The organism is Sandarakinorhabdus sp., from assembly GCF_032115815.1.
Taxonomy (GTDB): domain Bacteria; phylum Pseudomonadota; class Alphaproteobacteria; order Sphingomonadales; family Sphingomonadaceae; genus Sandarakinorhabdus.
This window is the reverse complement of sequence record NZ_JAUMBI010000250.1, coordinates 1-1,575: the sequence shown is the minus strand read 5'-3', so window position 1 is coordinate 1,575 and position 1,575 is coordinate 1. Positions and strand designations below refer to the sequence as shown.

Sequence of the window (1,575 nt, the reverse complement as noted above, 5' to 3'; positions counted from 1 at the left end):
ATTCCGGCTGACTACACGGGCAGCCCCACCGATTACGAGGCGCTGAAAAAGGCCGGCGTGCCCTTGTTCGGCTATGGCAAGTTCGTCACCGCCTTCATCAACTTCGTCATCATCGCCTTTGTGATCTTCCTGATGGTGAAGGCGGCCAACAAGGCGATGGCCAAGCCGGCCGAGGCCCCGGCCGAACCGCCCGGCCCGACGCCGTCCGAAGCGCTGCTCGCCGAAATCCGCGATGAACTGCGGAAGGGCCGCGGTTGATCTCTGATCTGGCGGGACTGATCGATCTGGTGCCGCTGCCCGCCATTCCGACGGTGCTGCTGGCGCTGTTCTTCATCGCCGCCGAACTGGGCTTCCGTTATCACCGCCGATTTGGCGGTGATGGCGGGGCCGAGGATGAAAGCCAGGTTCTCTCCACCGCTTTGCTGGTGCTGGCGCTGCTGCTGGGCTTCACCTTCTCCATGGCGCTCAGCCGTTATGACGAGCGCCGCCAGCTGGTGGTGCAGGAAGCCAACGACATCGGCACGGCCTGGCTGCGTGCCGGGCTGGTGGCGGCGCCGAATGGGCCGGCATTGCAGAACGCGCTGGCCGATTATGCAAGGGTGCGGTTGACCAGCCCGCTGCCGCACGAAACCGAAAAGCTCGCCCGAGCCGCCGCCCTGCGCAACCGTGTGTGGGCGATCACCGCCACGGCGCAGGCAACGCTGGACGGCCCGCGCGCCACCAATCTGGTCAGCGCCGTCAACGCCGTGCTCGACACGGGTACGCAGCGCGAAAAGGCCGTGGCGGCGCGTGTGCCGGGCGAGGTGATGATGCTGCTGGTGATCTTTGCCTGCGTCGCCTGCTTCCTGCTCGGCTACATGCTCGATGCCCATGGCCACCAGCACCGCTTTGCCTCAGGTATCTTGTTCCTGCTGATGGGCCTCACCATCATGCTGATCCTCGATCTCGACCGGCCGGCCGATGGCGCCATACTGATCGATCAATCGGCGATGGAGTCGCTGGTCGCCAGTCTTGCACCGGCCGGCGGCTAGCGGCAGGATGGCGGTATGCGTGCTGCCCTGCTCCTTCCCCTCGCCCTTCTCGCCCTTGCCGGCTGCCGTGATCAGCGTCAGCAACTGGGCCAGGCGCTGTCGGGAAAGCCGCCGGTGATCGCCGGCAGCCTGGAAGGCGAATGGCAGATTGAAGATCTGAACGGCGGCGGCCCGGTGGCGCAAAGCCGCCTGATGTTCGATCCTGGCGATCAGGGCACCAGCCGGCTTTCAGGCACGGCCGGTTGCAACCGCTTCAGCGGCAACTGGAAACAGGATGGCGCCACGCTGCAACTGGGGCCGATGGCCGCCACCCGGATGGCCTGCCCGCCGCCAGCCATGGAAATCGAACAACGGGTGCTGGCGCTGCTGGAAGCGGTGATCAGCGTGACCTACACGGCTGATGGCGCCGCGATTCTGGCCACGCCCGACGGTCGCAAGCTGACGCTGACGCGTCCCCCCAAAGCCTGATCAGGCGGCGACGCGGTCTACCGAAAGATCGGCGAGCGTCGTATTGTCGAGAATATCCGCGGTCTGTTCGCGCACC

General features: G+C 66.0%; 3 protein-coding genes. All 3 read left to right on the top strand.

Features of this window, described 5'->3' with window-relative positions:
- The coding region (locus tag RT662_RS14445) for an MscL family protein (RefSeq protein ID WP_313671384.1) at positions 1–258 on the top strand (258 nt) is incomplete at its 5' end.
- Positions 255–1,031, top strand: a complete 777-nt coding sequence (locus tag RT662_RS14440) for a hypothetical protein (RefSeq protein WP_313671383.1) — start codon at positions 255–257, stop codon at positions 1,029–1,031. The genes RT662_RS14445 and RT662_RS14440, both read left to right, overlap by 4 nt.
- A 15-nt stretch (positions 1,032–1,046) precedes the next feature.
- Entirely contained in the window at positions 1,047–1,499 is a 453-nt protein-coding gene (locus RT662_RS14435; protein ID WP_313671382.1) for an META domain-containing protein, read from the top strand.
- Positions 1,500–1,575: the final 76 nt, after the last annotated feature.